The following is a 17,711-nucleotide window of genomic DNA, read 5'->3' as shown; positions in this document are numbered from 1 at the left end:
GGAACACGGAGGAAAGCGGATGGCGCAGGCGCCACGGGGGGCCCAGGAAATCGAGCCGGTGCTGGTGGTGGTCCCGACGTACAACGAGCGGGACAACATCGGCCCGATCCTGGAACGCCTGCTCAAGGCTCTCCCGGACGTGAACGCCCTCGTCGTCGACGACGGCAGCCCGGACGGGACCGGCGACATCGCCGACGAACTCGCGAAGGTCGACTCGCGGATCCAGGTCATGCACCGGACCGAGAAGGCCGGCCTCGGCGCCGCGTACGTCGCCGGGTTCCGCTGGGGTCTCGCCCGCGACTACGCCACCATCGTCGAGATGGACGCGGACGGCTCGCACGCGCCGGAGGATCTGCCCCGCGTGCTGGCGGCACTCGAGGACGCGGACCTGTCCATCGGCTCTCGCTACGTCCCCGGCGGCAGCACGGTGAACTGGCCGTTCCAGCGCAAGGCGCTGTCCTGGGTGGCGAACTTCTACGCGAAGGTCGCGCTCGGCATGAAGATCAACGACATCACCGCCGGCTTCCGCGCGTACCGGCGGACGGTGCTGGAGAAGCTCGCGCTCGACGAGATCGCCTCGCGCGGCTACTGCTTCCAGATCGACCTGGCGTTCCGGACGAAGCTCGCCGGGTTCGAGGTGGTCGAGGTGCCGATCACCTTCACCGAACGTGAGATCGGCCAGTCGAAGATGAGCGGTTCGGTCGTACGCGAGGCGATCGTCATGGTCGGTATGTGGGGGATCAAGCGTCGCTGGCAGCAGCTTCGCGGGCTGGTCAAGAAGGACTGACCCCCAGCACACTCACCCCGAGCTTCCCCAGTTCCTTCACCGTCGGTTCGTCCGGCGCCGCGTCGGTGATCACGCCGGCGACGTCGGAAAGGGGGAGCACGGTGAACGGCGAGGCCGCGCCGATCTTCTCCGAGCTGGCCAGCACGTAGGTGTCGGCGGCCCGTTTGGCGAGGGTGCGTTTCATCGCGGCCTCGTCCGAATCACCGGTGGTGAGCCCGGTCCCGGGGTGCACACCGGTGACGCCGAGGAAGAACAAATCGGCGTTGATCCTCATCGCCGCCTCCGCCGCGGCCGCGCCGCAGGTGACGGCGGAGTGCTTGAAGAGCCGGCCGCCGATCAGGAAGACCTCGACCTTCGGATGCGTGACGAGTGCGGCCGCGACCGTGGGGCTGTGGGTGACGATCGTCGCTTCGAGGTCGGCCGGAAGCGCCTTCGCCAGCGCGAGCGCGGTCGTGCCGCCGTCGAGGATGACGGTCGACCCCAGCCGGATCAACGCTGTTGCACGTTTCGCTATCCGTTGCTTGCCCGCGACGCTGACCGCCATGCGGGTCGCGTAGTCCGCAGTGGCGGGGGAGATGGGTAGTGCTCCGCCGTAGACCCGCTGACAGAGCCCGGACTCCGCAAGGTCTCGCAGGTCACGGCGGATACTGTCCTCTGACACGCCGAGTTCGGCGGCGAGGTCCTTGGCCACGATCCGGCCTTCGGTCTTCAAACGGGTAAGCAACAGGTCTCGACGCTGCGCAGCCAACATCTGCACGATCCTCCTTGTTCTTGCCGATTGTTGCACACTAGGCTTCGTCGTATGACCAAACCTCTGATGATCCTCATCGCCGGCCCGTTCCGCTCCGGCACCGGCGACGACCCCGAACTTCTCGCCCGCAACCTCGCCCGGCTCGAAGAGGCCGCCTGGCCGATCTTCCGCAGCGGGCACGTGCCGATGATCGGCGAATGGGTCGCGCTGCCGGTGCTACGCGGCGCGGGCGGGAAGACCGTGGCCGACCCGGTCGCCAAGGAGGTCATGTACCCGACGGCCGACCGGCTCCTGCACCACTGCGACGCCGTCCTGCGCTTGCCGGGGGACTCCACCGGCGCCGACCAGGACGTCGCGATCGCGCTGTCCCGCGGACTCGCCGTCTATCACCGCGTCGAGGACATCCCGGGCTACCAAGCCGCATAATGCGTAACTCGGCCGAGTGTGACGTCTTCGGGGGAGGGTGAGCCGTGACCGGGAAGGTCTGCGGAATGTGCGAAGGCCCGCTGCCATCGAAGGCGGGTTCGCGCGGGCGTGCGGCCGTCTATTGCTCGGCCGCGTGCCGCCAGCGGGCCTACCGGTCACGGCACGACCCCGCCCCCGACGTGGAAGCCCTCATCGCCGAGGTCGGCCGCGTCGCGAAACGCCTGGCACCTCAGCCGCCGGACACCTTCTTCGCCGACCTCACCGCCCTCACTTCGGACGTCGGCAGGTTACGGCGGATCGCCCAGCTCACCCTGCGGGGGAGGGAGGAGAACGTCACGACGGACTCCGTGACGGAAACGCTGGACGAGGTCGCTTTCGCCGGAAAGATCGAGCAGCACCAGCGAGAGCTGCGCGTCCACTGCTATCGCATGGTCGGGTCCTACGACGACGCGGAAGACCTGGTTCAGGAGACCTTCCTGCGGGCCTGGCGTGGCCGTGAAGAATTCGAGGGCCGGTCGAGTTTCCGTGCCTGGCTCTACCGGATCGCCACCAACACCTGTCTCGATTTCCTGCGGCGCAACAAACGGGTCCCTCGCCCCTACGACCAGCTGCCCGGCGTCGACCAGCACGGCGAACCGCCCCAGTTCATGCCCTGGCTGCAACCCTTCCCGGACAGCCAGCTCGCCTCGGCGGAGGCCGAACCCGGCGAGATCGCGGAAACCAAGGAAACGATGGAGCTGGTTTTCCTCGCCGCCATCCAGCACCTCCCACCGAAGCAGCGGGCCGTGGTGATCCTCAACGACGTTCTCGGCTGAAGGGCCGAGGAGACCGCCGACCTGCTGGAAACCACCGTCGCTTCGGTCACCAGCGCACTGACGAAGCTAGCCGACGAGATCAAGGAGACCGGGGGACTGGCCGAAGTCGCCGTCGTCGACGGCTTGGACGAGACCGCGGTCGAGAAGCACGCGGCGTCCGTCGTGGCCGAGGCCGGCAGCCTCGACATCTCCCTCAACCTCGTTCCACGCGGCGACGTCCAGGGCATCCCGCTCGTGGAGATGTCGGTCGAGGACTACGTCCGCCCGATCACCACCGGTGTCACGACCAACTTCATCACCGCCCGCGCGGCCGCCCGGCACATGATCACCCCAGGGTCCGGCGTCATCCTCGCCCTCGACAGTGGATCCGCCTACGGCAGCCCGATGATGGGCGCGACCGGCTCGATCGACGCCGCGCTGGACACCTACATCCGCAATCTCGCCGTCGAGATCGGACCGCACGGCGTCCGCGCGCTCGGCATCTGGGTCGCGGGTATCCCGGAGACCTTCACTCCCGAGAAGCTCGCCGCCGTCAACAACCAGCTGCCGGCGAGCCCGGAGATGATGGGGAACATTCTCGCCGGCCTCACGGAGGCCCGGATGACCAAACGCTCACCGCGTCTCGCCGAGGTCGCCTCCACGCTGGCATTCTTCGCTTCCGACGACGCCATGGGGATCACCGGCACGTTCGTCAACGTGACCAGCATGTACCCGAGCTGATCAAGCGTGGAGTTCCGCCGGCACCGCCCGGCTGGTCCCCGGACACAGCGAAGCCCCCGCGAAGGGAGGTCGCGGGGGCTTCGCTGTGTTCGAGGTGGGGCTAGCTACTTGGCCGTGCGTCAGGCGGACCGGGTGGTCCTGCGTCCCTTCAGCTCGGCGAGACGTTCGTTGAGCAGATCTTCGAGCTCCGGAATCGAGCGGCGCTCCAGGAGCATGTCCCAGTGCGTCCTCGGGGGCTTGACCTTTTTCTGCTCCGGCTGTCCGCCGTCCACGATCTCGGACTCGCTGCCGTGCAGCCTGCACTCCCACACCGAAGGGATCTCGGCGTCGTCGGAGAAAGGCACCTCGAACTCGTGGTTCTTGGGGCAGGCGTAGCGCACGGTGCGCCGAGGCGCGAGGTCGTGGTTGCGGTCGGTCTCGTAGCTGACCGCTCCCAGCCGGCTTCCACGGAGAACACGGTCGGCCATGATGGGGGTCCTTTCAGTCAGCTCCGGGTGGAGCCAGGGTGATGCTCACCCTATGCAACGACGAAGGAGGCCAGGAGATTCCCTGGACACCATGTCCTTGCTCACGATGAGCTGCATCACCCGGTGGCAACAGCTTCTCCTAGTAGGAGTGATTTCGCGCTCTGGCGTGACGTCAATACGGCCATCTTGGTGCGGATATCCCCCAGATGGGCTAGTAGTACGCCTGTCACGTCAACCGTAACTGACCGTGTTGAGCCGAGGTGGGCCCCAGGTCACCCAGTCGGAAGTGTCGACGGCACAATACCTGATAACGGACCGTGTTCATCTCACCCTCGGAACGTGATACTGGTGAAGATTCAACTAGCAACTGCTCGGTATCCGCCACCACAACGGTGTCCCCGGCGCGCAACACCTCACCGTCGGACACCCTCGCGTTGAACCGTCCCGTCTGCCCGCACCAGCACAACACCTCGACCTGGACCGGCTGCAGCTCGTCCGCCAGCTCGAACAACCGCGCCGCACCCGGGAACAACACGCTCCGGAAATCCGTCGCGATCCCGAAGCAGTACACGTCGATCTGAACGTCATCGGCCAGTTCAGCCAGCTGATCCACCTGATCGGGCGACAAGAACTGCGCCTCGTCGACGATCAAGTAGTCCACGTGCCGCCCCGCCGCCCACTGCTCACGCACCAGCAACCGCAGATCGGTCTCACTTCCCACCTCGGTCGCCTTACGTGTCAGCCCGATCCGGCTGGTGATCTGCGGCTCACCGGACCGGTCATGCCGCACCAGCACCATCCCGCGGCGACCCTGCCGCGCATGGTTGTGGTCGATCTGCAACGCCAGCGTCGACTTCCCGCAGTCCATCGGCCCGTAACAGAACTTCAACTTCCCGACGACCGGCACACCCCGCCGTGAACCCGCCACCGGCACCGACGACAACGCGTCCGTGGGATCCGGGCCACTCTCCTTCAGTACGGTCACGACGCTCGACCCTATCGGCACGCTCCCGCCTCACAGCACCGCCGGTGGTCGGTTGCCCGCCGCCTCGATCGCCCGGCGCACCGGGACCAGCCACACGAACACGAAACCGAGCACGAAGAAGATCACCAGCGCGATGATCGCGTACCGGAACGAACCGGTGATCTGCCCGACCGCGGCGAACAACAGGGGGCCGAGCCACGACGTCCCCCGCTCGCCGACCACGTACAACGAGAAGTACTGCGCGTCCTTCCCCTCGGGGATCATCTGCCCGAACAACGACCGCGACAACGCGTTCGTTCCACCGAGCACCAGCCCGATCCCGACCGCCACCGCGTAGAATTGCAACGGCTGCCCCGCCTCGATGAAGAACGCGAAGCACAACACCACCACCCAGGCCACCAAACTGCCCAGGATCGTCTTCTTCGCCCCGATCCGGGCCGCGATCGCCCCATGGATCATCGCCCCGGCGTACGCCAGGAACTGGATCACCAGGATCGTGACGATCAGCACCTGAGTGCTGTACTTCAACTCGTCCTTGCCGTACTGCGCCGACACCGCCACCACCGTCGTGATCCCGTCGGTGAAGACCAGATAGCTCCCCAGGAACGCCAGCGTCAGCGGATAGGCCTTCGCCTCGCCGATCGTCCGCTTCAACTCCTTGAACCCGGCCGTCAGTACCGACAGGCCCCGCTCCGCCGACTTCGGCACATGAGTCCGGGGGAGGGCCCGCACCGCCGGGAACGTGAACACCGCCCACCAAATCCCCGACGTCAGGAAGCAGATACGGATGGCCAGCCCCTCGCTCACCCCGAAGGTCTCGTGGCCCATGAAGAACCCCAGCTGCAGCGCCAGCGCCAGGCCACCGCCGAGATACCCGAACGCCCACCCCTTCGACGACACCGCGTCCCGCTCATCAGGCTCCGCGATGTCCACCAGGAACGAGTAGTAGACGACCAGCGCACCGCCGTAACCGATGTTGGCCAGAATGAACGTCCAAACCCCGACCTCCCAGTTCGTCCCCGAGATGAAGAACATCAGCGCCGACGCCACCGCGCCCAGGAACGCGAACCCGCCGAGGATCCGCCGCTTATGCCTGCTCCGGTCCGCGATCGCGCCGGCGATCGGCAGCACCAGCACCTGCGTCACCGTCGCGATGGACAGCAGATACCCCCACAGCGACCCCGCCGGGAAATGCAGCCCGAACAACGAGACGTCGCAGTTCTGCAGAGTGCTCGAAGCTCCACTCGAATCGGTGCACGCTCTGTCCCCATTAAGGGTGAAATTTGCCTTGGCATCCGCGGACGCGATCTCGCTCAAATAGAGCGCTCCGAACACCGTGATGACCGACGAATAGAACGGCGAATTGGCCCAGTCGTAGAGGTACCAAGCCCGCCACACCCGCCTGCGTTCACGGGTCACGGCCACCGTCATGCACTGCTCCTGAAGTCGAGAACGTCGAGGTCAGCGGGAGACTACTGGTGATCACAGCCACATGTCCGGCACGAGTCCGGACCGTGTTCGTTTCGACGCGAGACGAACCCTTCCCGGCAACCTCCCAGACCTTCGTCGGCGTGTCGCTGACACGAACCACGTGTGTTTCATGTGAGGCTGGTGGGCAAGGTGTGACGCTTGTGAAGCAAGTGACCGGTACTTACTGTTCCGCTCATGAGGACCCATCGCCTTCGCACAGCACACCGCGTAGTGGCGAGAACGCTCCTGCTCGCCCTCGCCGTGACGGGCCTGCAGATCGCCACCACCGGATCCGCCGCCGCGGATCCCCACGGCTCCCACTGGGCCAAGCTCCGCATGTGTGAATCGAGCGGGCGCTACAACATCAACACCGGCAACGGCTACTACGGCGCCTACCAGTTCGACCTGCCCACCTGGCGCAGCGTCGGCGGCCAGGGGAGACCCGACCAGGCCAGCCCCCGCGAACAGGACTACCGGGCCCTCTACCTCTACCGCATGCGCGGCTGGCAACCCTGGGAATGCGCCGGCAAACTCGGCTTCCGCAACGACGGCGACGCCCGCAGCAAACGCGTCCCGTCCTACGACGACTCGGCCTACATCGGCGGGGGAGGACAGCCCGCCCCGCCACCCCCGCCCAAACCGAAGCCGACGCCCGCACCGCCCGGCGGCCCCAAGCCTGCCTGGCCCGGCGTCGTCTACGCCTACGGCGACTGCGCGCCACCACTCAAGGTGTTCCAACTGCGAATGAACGCCTACGGCTACGGCTTCACCGGCACCGGCTGCTACTACGACAAGACCCGCGAAGCCGTCCTCGCCCTCCAGCGGGCCAACGGCATCAACGACTCCGGCCGCCTCGGACCCAAGACTTGGGACGCCGCCTGGAACGGCAAACCACCCCGGTAGCCCGTCCAACCCATCGCGTTTAGTCCTCTAGTTGCGAGTCAAACCGCAACTAGAGGACTAAACGCGGGGATCAGGACGGCCAGGCGCCCCGCTCCTGAAGCACCTCACGCAGCAGATCCGGCCGATCCGTCACGATCCCGTGCACCCCCAGATCCAGCAGCAACCGCATCTCCGCCGGATCGTCCACCGTCCACGTGTGCACCTCGAAACCCGCCCGCGTCGCCTGCCGCAGGAACGCCCGGTCCACCACCTTCAATCGCCCCTGCCGCACCGGCACCTGCGCCATCGCACCCCGCGCCAACGCCCGCAACGGCACCAGCGGCAAAAACCCGTTCGCCCACATCACCGCCACCGAACGCGGCCCCATCGCCGTCACCAGCTTCGGACCCGCCAGCTTCCGGATCCGCGCCAGCCGCGCATCGGAGAACGACGCCGCCGCGACCCGATCGCGCGCCCCGCTCCGCTCGATCGTCCGCACGAAGGGCACCACCGCCTGGTTCGACTTCACATCGATGTTGAACCGCGCCTCCGGCAGCGCCTCCAGGACGTCCTCCAACCGCGACAACGGCGCACGGCCGCCCACCTTGACGTTCCGCAGCTGCGCCCACGTCTGCCGGGAGATCAACCCCGCGCCGTCAGTCGCCCGGTCCAAAGACTCGTCGTGATGCACGACCACCACACCGTCCGACGTCGCGTGCACATCCGTCTCCAGATAGCGATAACCCTCCGTCACCGCCTGCTGGAAAGCCGGCAGAGAGTTCTCCAGTCCTTCCAGGTCACCGAGGTGCCAGCCCCGATGGGCGAAGGCACGCGGTAGTGGGTCGGCGAGGTACGGAAAATGTGTCGGCACCCCACTAGTGTGCACTTCGGTCGTGGCCCCGGCATGATCGTCCAGTGGCCAGCTAGGGTCTGAACCGTGAGGGAAGTGGCCGAGCACCCGAAGACGTCCGCCGAAGAGGTGTCCGAGCTACGCCGCGCGGGGGCACCCAAACACTGCGGATGGTGCGGCCGCCGGCTCGAACAGGGCGGTAACGTCGGCAGGCGCCGCCGTTACTGTGGGCAATCCTGTCGCCAGCGAGCCTACGAACGCCGCACCGCACTCCAGCGCAGCGGCCTCCCCGAAGACGCCGTCGTCCTCTCCGACACCGAGATCGCCGTCCTGCAGGACCGGCTCTTCCAACTCCGCTGCGCCGCCGAAGACATCGTCACCGCGGCCGACGATGGAGCGTCCTTGGCCGAACTCCGCGGCCTCGCCGACGAAATCGCCCAAGCGGCCAAGGACCTCGAACAGCTCCGCTGACCTACACGATCCCATCGAGCGCCCGATACGTCCGATTGCTCGCGGCGGCCGCCCGCTGCTCCCGTCCCGTCGCCTCGATGTAGTTCTGACTGGTCGCCAGGCTTGCGTGCCCCAGCAGCGCCATGATCTCCGACGCCGTCGCGCCATCCTCGGCCAGCCGAGTCGCGAAGGTGTGCCGCAACGCGTGGAGGTTCGCCCCGACCGGCACGCGGTCGTGCAAACCCGCCCACCGATAGCAGGACTTGACGAGGTACTCCAGCGCACCGCGGCCGATCGGCTCGCCGGCACGATCCCGCAGGAGGGGAGTGGAGGGCCCGAACCGCTGCTGTGGGAAGCGACGGCGGCAGGAAGCCAAGTACTCCTCGATGATCTTCTCCATGATCGGCTGCACCGGAATCGATCGATCGCGGCTTCCCTTGCCGTGGACGTGCAACCGCATCTCACCCTGACGTCCGACCAGCGACCGCGCCGTCAGCGCTCGCATCTCCGCGGCACGCAGTCCGGCGACCAGGCCGAGCGCGATCACCAGTACGTCCCGCTCCGGCCACGGATCCCGCGTCCGGCGCGAACCATCAGCGGCGGCCGCGAGCAACTGTTCCGGGGTTTCCTCACCCCGCAACGGTTTCGGCGTCAGCGGCGGTGCCTTAGGCCGGGCGACCGCACCCATCGGGTTGCCCGCGAGCAGCCCGTCGGACACACAGAAGGTGAGGAACTGGTTCCAGGTCGACCACGCACGCAGGACCGAACTCTTGGCGTGAGTGTCCGCGAAGGCACCGAAGGCGTTCCGGAGCGACTGGGCCGTGAGCATCTCGACGGTGAGGTCGTCGGGGGAGCGGCCCGACTCGCGGAGCAGAAGACTGGTGATGCCGGCGAGGTCGCGGCGGTAGGCGTCAGTGGTGTGAGGAGAATCCTTACGGGGACGACGTGCGGCGAAAAAGGCTTGCTGTGCCTCGGAAACCCTCATAAGGATCTTGTACCGCATGGCACCGACAGTCTTACACTAAGTTATATCCTGTTTCATGCATAATAGCGATTATGCATGAAACGGAGTGATGGGCCCGGAAGCTTCTCGCGGGGGATCCTGGTCCGCTCGAAGGTTCCCGAAGTGTCAGAAATGGGTTCTTCTGACGTTTGTCCTGAATGACCCTTTCGTAACGCACGGGCCAGCGGAAGACCTCGGACTTAAGGTGGGCCGTCTGACCAGGCGAGCCAACAAGGCACACTGCAGCTGAAAGCCTCCATTGATTATCAACGACCAAGAACGCCTGGATTGATTCGTCACAGTGACGTAATAAGCTTGGGTGATCGGACCATCTGTTTCGGGTCGCCGGGGGCGTCCTGGCCGCTTCGGGAGGCTAAGGGGCCGCTGGTCCAGGGAGAGCTGAAGGGAACCATGCCCGCATGTCACGCGACGAAGGGAGCTTTCCCCTCATGACATGCGACGAAAGGCCCCTTCAGCACCCTGCCAGAGACCCCTCTTGAGGCTCATTGTCCAGGCCGACCAAAGTGCCGATAATGTACATTATGTCAAGTAAGTGTCAGGACGGGCTGCGCTAGGGTCTTCCCCGAGATCAAACTTGGGGGTAGCCGAAATGTCTGTGTACGTCGATCCGTCCAACGAGCGGATGCTGAAGGCGTGGGACGGTGAGGACGGCGCGCTGTGGGCGAAGCGCGCTCAGCGAATCAACGACGGCGTCGCCGCTTACCGTGACGCCTTCTTCGCCGCGGCTGGGATCCAGCCGACCGACAAGATTCTCGACGTCGGCTGTGGCGCCGGGCAGACGACGCGGGACGTGGCGCGGCAAGCCTCTGCCGGTTCGGCGCTCGGTGTGGACCTCTCCAGCGAGATGCTGGGCCTCGCTCGTCGGCTCGCCGATCAGGAAGGTGTTCCCAACGTCGCCTTCGAACAGCTGGACGCTCAGGTCCATCCGTTCCCTGAGGCGGGCTTCGATGTGGTGATCAGCAGGCATGGATCGATGTTCTTCGGTACTCCCCTGGCCGCGTTCGCCAACCTGGCCCGTTCGACGCGTCCTGGCGGCCGTCTCGTACTGCTGATTTGGCAACCGTTGGGGCTCAACGAATGGATCACCACTTTCCGGACGATCTTCGCGGCCGGTCGTGAGGTGCCGCCGTCCTCGAATCTCGCGCTCAGCGACCCGCTCGAAACCGAAGAACTGCTGACCTCCGCCGGGTACACCGATGTCCGGTCGACCGCGGTGAACAAGCCGATGTATTTCGGCCGGGACGTCGATGACGCGGCCGAGTTCGTCATCGAGCAGCACGGCGGGCGGTTGAGCGATCTGGACGAGGCCCCGCGTGCGAAGGCTATCGAGGCCTTGCGTGCCGATCTCGCCGAGCACCAGACCGGCCGAGGCGTCTTTTACGACTCGGCGGCCTGGCTCGTCGAGGCTCGGCGTCCATGACCTACTGCTTGCGGGCGATGAGGTACGCCTGCGGTGTGCTTTCGAACTCTTCGGATGGTTCACGGACGAGTTGGGAGATCATGGTGAACCCCGCCTCCCCCAGCTGTCCGGCGATCTTGTCCGGTGCCAGCCGGTAGGCGTCGCACGAGATGTCGTGTCCGTATGCGTGCTCGATGTGGCGGATCTCGTCGCCGACCTGGAACGCCAGCATCAGATGGCCTCCCGGGGCGAGGATCCGGTGGAAGTCGGCGAAGATCTCCGGCAGCCGCTCTTGTGGGGTGTGGATGATCGAGTACCAGGCGACGACGCCGGCCAGCGCACCGTCCTCGATGGACAAACCGGGCATCTCCCCGACTTGGAAGTCCAGGTGGGGGTACGACTTCCGGGCGACGGCGATCATCTCCGGCGAGAGGTCGACGCCGTGGATGTCGAGCCCCAGTCCGTGGAGGTGTTCGGTGATGCGGCCGGGTCCACAGCCGATCTCGGCGACGCGTCCGCCGCCCGCGGTTTGGACGAGTTCCGTGTACGCGCCGAGGACGGCTCGGTCCCAGATGGATCCGGCGAGGTGGCCGCGGAGGAGTTCGGCGTAGTCGGCCGCGACCGTGTCGTAGGCGGTGCGGGTCATGTGGACGTAGTCGGTCATGGCGGGGACCCTATCCCCCGGCACCGACAACAATCGTCGCGTACAGCTCGTCGTCGGTGATCACTTCGGGGGTCAATCCGTTGTGTGCCATGGCTTCCGCTGTGTTCGAGGCCTGGCTCTCCCCGGTTTCGATCAGCAGGTGCCCGCCGGGTGCGAGCCATTGTGGAGCTTCGGCGGCGACACGGCGATGGACGTCGACGCCGTCTTGCCCGCCGTCGAGTGCGATGCGGGGTTCGTGGTCGCGTGCTTCGGGCGGCATCATCGCGATGGCGTCGGTGGGGACGTACGGGGCGTTGACGACGAGGAGGTCGACGTGGCCTCGTAGCGACGCGGGGAGGGGTTCGTAGAGGTCGCCTTCGAAAACCTCTCCCCTGGCTTTGGCGACGTTGGCGCGGGCGCAGCGGACGGCGGCGGGTTCGATGTCAGCCGCGTAGAGCCGGATTTCGCCGAGTTCGGCGGCGATGGCGGCGCCGAGTGCGCCGGTGCCGCAGCAGAGGTCGAGGACGACCGCTCCGGGGCCGGCGAGGGTGACGGCGTGGCGGACGAGGAGTTCGGATCGTTGGCGTGGCACGAAGACGCCGGGTTCGACGGCGATGCGGAGTCCGTGGAATTCGGCCCAGCCAAGGATGACTTCGAGGGGTTCGCCGTCGGTGCGGCGTTGGACCATGGCGTCGAGTTCGGCGGGTGTGCGGGCTTCGGTGCTGAGGAGCCGGGCTTCGTCTTCGGCGAAGACGCATCCGGCTGCGCGGAGTCTGTCGACGATCGTCATTTGTCGCGCAGTCTGGTGAGGATCCCGTCGAGGGCGTTCCGGACGGTGTCGGGGACGCCGTGGGTGCGCAGGTCGGTGAGGAAGTGTTCGTTGAGCCCGCCGGGGGTCATGTGTTTGCCGGTGAGGGTTTCGAGGGAGCCGGTCTGCGAGAGCAGGGATTGGCCGAGTTGTCCGAAGATGTGGCTGGTGAAGGTGGTCGCGGTGGTGTCTTCGATGCCCTGGTCGGTCATCCAGGCGGCGATGGTGCCGAGGTAGTCGAGGTGGGCGGCGAAGGTGGCCGTGGCGGCGCTGAAGATCTCGAGGTCTTTTTCCGCGTCGGGGACGACGCTGCCGCCGATGCTGTCGAAGAGGGCTCGGGCTTCGGTGTTGTCGGGGTATATGGCCGTGAGGCTTTGGCGGCGGGCGGCCGGGGGCAGTGGGATGCTGCGGACGACGTCGCCTGCTGGTGCGGCCCAGTCGCGAAGCTGGTCGAGACGGACGCCGGCGAGTGCGCTGATCAGGACGTGCTCGGGCCGGAAGGTGAGGTCCCGGAGGACTTCTTCGCCGATCGGCGCGCGGACGGCGAGGATGATCGTGGTGGAGCTGTCGACGACGGCTTGGTTGTTGTCACAGACTTTGACGTTGGCGAAGCGTGCCGAGAGTTCTTGTCCGACGCTGCGGCTGCGTGGCGAGAGGTAGATCGAGGGCGGGTCGGCGATGTCCTTGCTGAGGCCTTCGACGATGGCGGCGGTGATCTCACCCGCGCCGATGAATCCGTATTCCATGGTCACTTCCTAGGCGCCGGTGGTGCCGTCGATGCGTTCGCGGATGAGGTCGGCGTGGCCGTTGTGGCGGGCGTATTCGCCGATCATGTGGACGTAGAGCATGCGGAGCGAGAACGGGTTTCCGTCGAGGTCGAGGGTGTCGTCGAGGGATCCGTTGGCGGCGGCTTCGTCAGCGAGGCGGATTTCCTCGAGGAGGGTGTTGTAGGCCTCTTCGGCTTTGGTGGCGTCGATGACCTCGAAGTCGTGGTCCTTGCCGAGGGAGGGGTCGTAGAGGGGTTCGATGTCCTGTGCGGCGTAGCGCAGGCGGAACCAGGTGCGTTCGACCTTGGCGAGGTGGCGGATGAGGCCGAGGAGGGTGAGGTTCGAGGGCGGGACCGACGCCTGGGCGAGTTGTTCTCCGGTGAGGCCGGCGAGTTTGCCGAGGAAGGTGTTGCGGTGCCAGGCCAGGAGCGATGGCAGGAGAATGCGCTCGTCGGCGGCGGTGTCGCCGGACGGGCGGGTCACCTCGGGGGCGGTCCATGTCATAGCGGCGATCATGCCATCGGGTGGCGTCGGGCTGGTGGTGAGTCGCGTGTTGGGGGCGTGAGCGGGGTCACGTGTGTACGGCTGAATCCTTTGGCCTGGATGGCTGCTCTTGTAGGGGTCGGGACAAGCCCGGTGCTTGAGGAGGTCGCCGTGCAGGCCGAGTGGCCGAGGGAGTCTTTGATCGTGGCCGCGCAGGGCGGGGACGAGGCCGCCATCGCTGCTTTGGTCTCGGGGTCTCATCCGCATGTGCAGCGTTTCGCGCGCTCGCTCTGTGCCTCGCCGGAGGACGCGGAGGATTCCGCGCAGGAGGCGCTGATCATCCTGTATCGCAGGATCGGCACCTTGCGGGCTTCCGGTGCGCTGGCGTCGTGGATGTTCCGGATCGTGCGCAACGAATGCCTGCGCCGGGCGAGGCGGGCGTTGCGTGGGGACGACTTGGGGTGGTCGGACGCGGTGGTCTCGGCGGAGGACGACGTCCTGCGGCGGCTGGAGGCGCGGCGGGTGGCGGCGGTGATCGCCGAGTTGCCCGCTGACCAGCGTCGCGTGTTGATCATGCGTGACATCCAGGGGTATTCGGGCCGGGCGGTCGCCGACGCGCTCGGCTTGAGTACGGCCGCGATGAAGTCCCGGCTGCATCGGGCGCGGGCGGCGGTCCGTGACCTTCTCGGCAACCCCGTTCCCTGATCTCTCGAGGAGTCGTCATGTTCGAAATCGGTTCCACGGTCCCTGCCCTGGAGGACACTGCCGGGCAGGTCGTGCGTCTCTCGGATCACCGCGGCACGGACAATCTGCTGCTGTATTTCATGCGCTCGACCACGTGTCCTGTCTGCAACAGCCATGTGAGGGACCTCGCGAAGCTCGCTGGTGTGCGGGTCCTGGTCGCCGTTCCCGAGGGCCGGGTGGAAGCTGCGGCTTGGCGGGCCAAGCGTGGGCTGTCGCTGCAGGTAGTGACAGGTCGGAGTGGTTCCCCGCATGAGGCTGTCGGGTTGACGAAGAAGGTGTTCGGTTCCTTGCAGCAGTCCGGCAGCCTGCTGGTCGACCGGGATGGAGTGGTCCGGCACGCCCACTCCGCGACCATGCCCACCGGCGCTTATGACCGGAAGGGCATCGCCGGTGCTCTGGAGGAACTCGTGCGGACTCGTTGACTGAAGGTGTGAATCAATGCTTCACTTCTTGAGTGTCGTACCGCCGAACCCCGAAGGTCCAGGAGCGACTGGACGCCCAGCGCGACGCCGTCCTCGCCGCCGCCATGGAGCAGTTGGCCGAGCGTGGCTACGCGGGGTGTTCGGTGTCGGCGGTCGCGGAGCGGGCGGGGGTGGCGGTGGGGAGTGTGTACCGCCACTTCCCCACCAAGGCCGCACTGGTCGTGGAGTTGTTCCGGAAGGTCGTCACGCGTGAGGTCGAGGCGGTACGCGCGGTGTCGGAGCGGCCTGGCACACCGGCGGAGCGGGTCGTGGCGGTCTTCGACACCTTCGCGAGCCGTGCGCTGAAGACCCCGCGGATGGCGTACGCGTTGCTGGCCGAGCCTGTCGACGCGCCGATCGAGGCCGAGCGGCTGGTGTTCCGGCGCGCGTTCCGCGATGTGGTGGCCCAGCACGTGGCTGATGGCGTCCGTGCCGGGGTGCTCCCGGCTCAGGACGCGGAGGTCACCGCGGCGGCGCTCGTCGGGGCGGCGGCCGAGGTGCTGATCGGCCCGTTGACCACCGGCAGTGCGGACGAGGTGTCCGGGCTGCGCACTTTCGTCCTGCGTTCTTTGGGAGGTTCCGATGCCGGTCACTCATGAGGTCACCAACCAGGTGCCGCCGTTGGCGGAGTACGACGTCGCCGCTGATCCGGCTCTGCTGGAGGGGCTGGAGCGGGCGGGCGCCGGCTGGGCGGTGGCGGAGGTGCACGCCCTCGGCAGGCTGGCCGGGAGTGAACACGTTCAGGATTGGGGCAGGCTGGTCAACGAGAACGAGCCGGTGCTGCGGACGCACGACCGGGTCGGGAATCGGATCGACGAGGTCGAGTACCACCCGCACTGGCACGACCTGATGGACGTCGCGGTGTCCTATGGGCTGCACGCGGCGCCGTGGCGGGATTCCCGGCCGGGTGCGCACGCGGCGCGGGCGGCGAAGATGTACGTCTGGGGTCAGGTCGACGCAGGCCACACCTGCCCGATTTCGATGACGTACGCGGCAGTGCCGGCGTTGCGGTTCAATCCCGAGCTGTCCGAGCGGTACGAGCCGTTGCTGGCGTCGACGGAGTACGACTTCGGGTTGCGCGAGCCGAGTACGAAGCGCGGGCTGATCGCCGGGATGTCGATGACGGAGAAGCAGGGCGGGTCGGACGTCCGGACGAACACGACGACGGCGCGGCCGCTGGGTGACGGCAGCTATGTGATCGTCGGGCACAAGTGGTTCACCTCGGCGCCGATGTCGGACATGTTCCTGACGTTGGCCCAGGCACCGGGTGGGCTGTCGTGTTTCCTCCTCCCCCGTGTCCTGCCGGACGGCTCGCGTAACGGGATCCGGTTGCAGCGGCTGAAGGACAAGCTGGGCAACCGGTCCAACGCGTCGTCGGAGATCGAGTACGACGACGCGATCGGCTGGCTGGTCGGCGACGAGGGCCGCGGCGTGCGCACCATCATCGAGATGGTGAACAACACCCGGCTGGACTGTGCGGTCGGGAGTGCGTCGGGGATGCGGTACGGCGCCGTGCGGGCCATTCACCACGCGCGGCATCGTCAGGCGTTCGGGGCGAACCTGGTGGATCAGCCGCTGATGGGCAACGTGCTGGCGGACCTGGTCGTGGAGTCCGAGGCGGCGACGACGGTCGGGATGCGGCTGGCGGCGGCGACCGACCAGCCGGGTGACGAGCAGGAGCAGGCGTTCCGGCGGCTGGGGCTGGCGGTGACGAAGTACTGGGTGTGCAAGCGTGGTCCGTCGCACGCGGTGGAGGCGCTGGAGTGCCTGGGTGGCAACGGTTACGTCGAGGAGTCGGGGATGCCGCGGCTCTACCGTGAGGCTCCGCTGATGTCGATCTGGGAGGGTTCGGGCAACGTCGCGGCGCTGGACGCGTTGCGGGCGATGGCGAAGCAGCCGGAGACGGTGGCGGCGTACTTCACGGAGGTCGAGCAGGCGTCCGGTGCCGACGCGCGGCTGGACGACGCGGTGGGCAGGCTGCGCAAGGAGTTGTCCGATCTGTCGGACATCGAGTACCGGGCACGGCGGCTGGTCGAGTCGATGGCGCTGGTGTTGCAGGGCTCGTTGTTGGTGCGGCACGGGACGACGGCGGTGGCGGACGCGTTCTGCGCGTCACGGCTGGGCGGCGACTGGGGTGTCGCGTTCGGGACGCTTCCGTCCGGTGTGGACACGCGGGCAATCATCGCCCGTGCGGAGGTCTGAGTTCGACACTCGGTGCTCGGCTGACCACGTGGTGCTCCGGCCGGGCCGCTGATCAGTGCAAACGGCCGCTGGATTGCGGAATTCGGGTGCATCCAGCGACGCGTTCGTCGGCTACGTTCGTCGGTCATGGTCGATCGCCGAAGATGCCTGGCCCTGGTTCCCCTGGCGCTGTTCGCCGCCGGTTGTGCGACGGCCCAGCCGACGCCGATCTTCGCCGCGGTGAGTTCGAGCCCGCCGGTGGAGAACGGGCCGTTGGACGGGGTCGCGGCCCCGTCCGGTGCGCCGTTCGTCGCGGCGGACGGGCGGAATCTGAGAGCTTGCTCCGACGGGGAGTGTGAGGTGCTGGTGCGGACCGGTGAGCAGATTCCCAACGACGGCGGGGCCGGGCCGCTGGCGGTCACGGTCCAGGCGGGGAAGGTGGGTCTGGCCCCCGCGTCCGGTGGGATGGGCGGGGCGGTGTCCGGTCCGCCGGGGATGGCGCACCAGATTAACCGGCAGGTGATCGTCGTCGTCGCGGTGCAGGGTGGGGAAGGAATCGTCCGGCTCAGCAGGAAATGACAGTTCTGTACCTACTAGT

At 67.0% G+C, this 17,711-nt stretch carries 22 protein-coding genes; 12 read left to right on the top strand and 10 right to left on the bottom strand.

The window, feature by feature from the left end:
• The first annotated feature begins 19 nt into the window (after nucleotides 1-19).
• Nucleotides 20-787, top strand: coding sequence for a polyprenol monophosphomannose synthase (locus ACM6LU_RS19235; protein ID WP_414939074.1), 768 nt, complete (start codon nucleotides 20-22; stop codon nucleotides 785-787).
• Here the strand turns inward: ACM6LU_RS19235 and ACM6LU_RS19230 are convergent.
• The gene (locus ACM6LU_RS19230) at nucleotides 774-1,538 is read right to left on the bottom strand and encodes a DeoR/GlpR family DNA-binding transcription regulator (RefSeq protein ID WP_414939161.1); all 765 of its coding nucleotides are present in this window, start codon (nucleotides 1,536-1,538) and stop codon (nucleotides 774-776) included. The two genes, ACM6LU_RS19235 and ACM6LU_RS19230, sit on opposite strands and share 14 nt — an antisense overlap.
• A gap of 51 nt (nucleotides 1,539-1,589) precedes the next feature.
• Here ACM6LU_RS19230 and ACM6LU_RS19225 point away from each other — a divergent pair, with 51 nt between their 5' ends.
• The 3 genes from ACM6LU_RS19225 to ACM6LU_RS19215 are packed head-to-tail and all read left to right on the top strand — an operon-like array spanning nucleotide 1,590 to nucleotide 3,499.
• On the top strand, nucleotides 1,590-1,964 hold the full coding sequence (locus tag ACM6LU_RS19225) for a DUF4406 domain-containing protein (RefSeq protein WP_244197414.1): 375 nt from the start codon (nucleotides 1,590-1,592) through the stop codon (nucleotides 1,962-1,964).
• Between the two features lie 44 nt (nucleotides 1,965-2,008).
• On the top strand, nucleotides 2,009-2,779 hold the full coding sequence (locus ACM6LU_RS19220) for a sigma-70 family RNA polymerase sigma factor (RefSeq protein WP_414939073.1): 771 nt from the start codon (nucleotides 2,009-2,011) through the stop codon (nucleotides 2,777-2,779).
• A 21-nt stretch (nucleotides 2,780-2,800) separates the two neighbouring features.
• A complete protein-coding gene (locus ACM6LU_RS19215; RefSeq protein ID WP_414939160.1) occupies nucleotides 2,801-3,499 on the top strand; it encodes an SDR family NAD(P)-dependent oxidoreductase in 699 nt (232 codons plus the stop codon).
• A 119-nt stretch (nucleotides 3,500-3,618) separates the two neighbouring features.
• Here ACM6LU_RS19215 and ACM6LU_RS19210 read toward each other — a convergent pair whose 3' ends face one another.
• From ACM6LU_RS19210 to ACM6LU_RS19200, 3 genes are all read right to left on the bottom strand, one after another.
• Nucleotides 3,619-3,966 carry an RNA polymerase-binding protein RbpA gene (locus tag ACM6LU_RS19210; RefSeq protein WP_005151365.1) on the bottom strand — a complete coding sequence of 116 codons (348 nt, stop codon included), beginning with the start codon at nucleotides 3,964-3,966 and terminating at the stop codon, nucleotides 3,619-3,621.
• A 226-nt stretch (nucleotides 3,967-4,192) separates the two neighbouring features.
• Nucleotides 4,193-4,951, bottom strand: coding sequence for a thymidine kinase (locus ACM6LU_RS19205; protein WP_414939072.1), 759 nt, complete (start codon nucleotides 4,949-4,951; stop codon nucleotides 4,193-4,195).
• 30 nt (nucleotides 4,952-4,981) lie between these two features.
• On the bottom strand, nucleotides 4,982-6,382 hold the full coding sequence (locus tag ACM6LU_RS19200; protein ID WP_414939071.1) for an MFS transporter: 1,401 nt from the start codon (nucleotides 6,380-6,382) through the stop codon (nucleotides 4,982-4,984).
• A 234-nt stretch (nucleotides 6,383-6,616) separates the two neighbouring features.
• On the opposite strand from ACM6LU_RS19200, the gene ACM6LU_RS19195 reads away from it, so the two are divergent.
• Nucleotides 6,617-7,324, top strand: coding sequence for a transglycosylase family protein (locus ACM6LU_RS19195; RefSeq protein ID WP_414939070.1), 708 nt, complete (start codon nucleotides 6,617-6,619; stop codon nucleotides 7,322-7,324).
• Between the two features lie 70 nt (nucleotides 7,325-7,394).
• On the opposite strand, the gene ACM6LU_RS19190 is transcribed toward ACM6LU_RS19195, so the two are convergent.
• Nucleotides 7,395-8,174 carry a glycerophosphodiester phosphodiesterase gene (locus ACM6LU_RS19190; protein ID WP_414939069.1) on the bottom strand — a complete coding sequence of 260 codons (780 nt, stop codon included), beginning with the start codon at nucleotides 8,172-8,174 and terminating at the stop codon, nucleotides 7,395-7,397.
• Nucleotides 8,175-8,240: 66 nt separating this feature from the next.
• Between ACM6LU_RS19190 and ACM6LU_RS19185 the strand changes: the two genes are divergently transcribed.
• Nucleotides 8,241-8,624 (top strand): hypothetical protein, encoded by a 384-nt coding sequence (locus tag ACM6LU_RS19185; RefSeq protein ID WP_414939068.1) that lies wholly within the window; start codon nucleotides 8,241-8,243, stop codon nucleotides 8,622-8,624.
• A 1-nt stretch (nucleotide 8,625) separates the two neighbouring features.
• On the opposite strand, the gene ACM6LU_RS19180 is transcribed toward ACM6LU_RS19185, so the two are convergent.
• Nucleotides 8,626-9,606, bottom strand: a complete 981-nt coding sequence (locus ACM6LU_RS19180; protein ID WP_414939067.1) for a tyrosine-type recombinase/integrase — start codon at nucleotides 9,604-9,606, stop codon at nucleotides 8,626-8,628.
• Nucleotides 9,607-10,216: 610 nt separating this feature from the next.
• On the opposite strand from ACM6LU_RS19180, the gene ACM6LU_RS19175 reads away from it, so the two are divergent.
• Entirely contained in the window at nucleotides 10,217-11,047 is an 831-nt protein-coding gene (locus ACM6LU_RS19175; RefSeq protein WP_414939066.1) for a class I SAM-dependent methyltransferase, read from the top strand.
• Nucleotide 11,048: 1 nt separating this feature from the next.
• Here ACM6LU_RS19175 and ACM6LU_RS19170 read toward each other — a convergent pair whose 3' ends face one another.
• Genes ACM6LU_RS19170 through ACM6LU_RS19155 form a run of 4 tightly spaced genes read right to left on the bottom strand, consistent with a single transcriptional unit; the run spans nucleotide 11,049 to nucleotide 13,748 of the window.
• Nucleotides 11,049-11,690 carry a class I SAM-dependent DNA methyltransferase gene (locus ACM6LU_RS19170; RefSeq protein ID WP_414939065.1) on the bottom strand — a complete coding sequence of 214 codons (642 nt, stop codon included), beginning with the start codon at nucleotides 11,688-11,690 and terminating at the stop codon, nucleotides 11,049-11,051.
• A gap of 10 nt (nucleotides 11,691-11,700) precedes the next feature.
• Complete coding sequence (locus tag ACM6LU_RS19165) at nucleotides 11,701-12,459, bottom strand: putative protein N(5)-glutamine methyltransferase (RefSeq protein WP_414939064.1); 759 nt, start codon at nucleotides 12,457-12,459, stop codon at nucleotides 11,701-11,703.
• Complete coding sequence (locus ACM6LU_RS19160; protein WP_414939063.1) at nucleotides 12,456-13,223, bottom strand: NAD(P)-binding domain-containing protein; 768 nt, start codon at nucleotides 13,221-13,223, stop codon at nucleotides 12,456-12,458. The genes ACM6LU_RS19165 and ACM6LU_RS19160 overlap by 4 nt, the downstream gene beginning before the upstream one ends.
• 9 nt (nucleotides 13,224-13,232) lie before the next feature.
• Complete coding sequence (locus ACM6LU_RS19155; protein ID WP_414939062.1) at nucleotides 13,233-13,748, bottom strand: DinB family protein; 516 nt, start codon at nucleotides 13,746-13,748, stop codon at nucleotides 13,233-13,235.
• 150 nt (nucleotides 13,749-13,898) lie between these two features.
• Between ACM6LU_RS19155 and ACM6LU_RS19150 the strand changes: the two genes are divergently transcribed.
• The 5 genes from ACM6LU_RS19150 (at nucleotide 13,899) to ACM6LU_RS19130 (ending at nucleotide 17,692) form a co-directional block, all read left to right on the top strand.
• Nucleotides 13,899-14,432: an RNA polymerase sigma factor gene (locus tag ACM6LU_RS19150; protein WP_414939159.1), complete on the top strand. Its 534-nt coding sequence runs from the start codon at nucleotides 13,899-13,901 to the stop codon at nucleotides 14,430-14,432.
• 17 nt (nucleotides 14,433-14,449) lie between these two features.
• Complete coding sequence (locus ACM6LU_RS19145) at nucleotides 14,450-14,893, top strand: peroxiredoxin family protein (RefSeq protein ID WP_414939061.1); 444 nt, start codon at nucleotides 14,450-14,452, stop codon at nucleotides 14,891-14,893.
• A 32-nt stretch (nucleotides 14,894-14,925) separates the two neighbouring features.
• Complete coding sequence (locus ACM6LU_RS19140) at nucleotides 14,926-15,531, top strand: TetR/AcrR family transcriptional regulator (protein ID WP_414939060.1); 606 nt, start codon at nucleotides 14,926-14,928, stop codon at nucleotides 15,529-15,531.
• Nucleotides 15,515-17,134, top strand: coding sequence for an acyl-CoA dehydrogenase family protein (locus tag ACM6LU_RS19135; RefSeq protein ID WP_414939059.1), 1,620 nt, complete (start codon nucleotides 15,515-15,517; stop codon nucleotides 17,132-17,134). Before ACM6LU_RS19140 ends, ACM6LU_RS19135 begins: the two co-directional genes overlap by 17 nt.
• 126 nt (nucleotides 17,135-17,260) lie before the next feature.
• The gene (locus tag ACM6LU_RS19130; protein WP_414939058.1) at nucleotides 17,261-17,692 is read left to right on the top strand and encodes a hypothetical protein; all 432 of its coding nucleotides are present in this window, start codon (nucleotides 17,261-17,263) and stop codon (nucleotides 17,690-17,692) included.
• Nucleotides 17,693-17,711: the final 19 nt, after the last annotated feature.

The sequence above is a fragment of the Amycolatopsis sp. cmx-11-51 genome (assembly GCF_047608665.1).
Taxonomy (GTDB): Bacteria; Actinomycetota; Actinomycetes; order Mycobacteriales; family Pseudonocardiaceae; genus Amycolatopsis.
Note: the sequence above shows the minus strand (reverse complement) of the source record. Positions and strands in the feature narration are given on the sequence as shown.